1 protein-coding gene is annotated in these 397 nt (G+C 68.0%); it reads left to right on the top strand.

The window, feature by feature from the left end; genetic code table 11:
* Positions 1-397, top strand: a 397-nt coding sequence (locus UB48_RS28105; RefSeq protein ID WP_177329199.1) for a hypothetical protein, incomplete at both ends; no start/stop codon positions are given.

Below are 397 nucleotides of genomic sequence, written 5' to 3'. Positions count from 1 at the left end.
CTACGACGACGACGCCCAGCAGGGCGGCGGCGCTCTTCGGGACCAGCTCGAGAAGGCTCTCAAGGAGCTCAAGGCTGTCCGCGAGGAGAACGCCAAGCTGTCCGGCACGGTCAAGACGGTCACCCTCGAGAACATCCTGCGCGACAAGCAGGTCCCCGCGAACATCGCACGCTGGATGAAGCGGGACGAGGTCGAGCCGACTGCCGACGCCGTCGACAAGTGGATCGCGGAGAACGGCGAGGACTTCGGCTACAAGCCGGGTCAGCCCCAGCCCGCCGGCGCCGAGACGTCGGAGGGGAAGCAGTCAACACCCGAGGAGGCTCCGGCTGCGCCTGCGGTTGCAAGTGTCCTCTCGGCAGAGGACATCGCCGCCCTCGACCGCATCCAGGGCCTGCTG

The sequence above is a fragment of the Pseudomonas sp. 2(2015) genome (assembly GCF_000955865.1).
In the GTDB taxonomy this organism is placed as follows: domain Bacteria; phylum Pseudomonadota; class Gammaproteobacteria; order Pseudomonadales; family Pseudomonadaceae; genus Aquipseudomonas.
The sequence above is the reverse complement of the archived record's forward strand: the minus strand, read 5'-3'. Positions and strand labels throughout refer to the sequence as shown.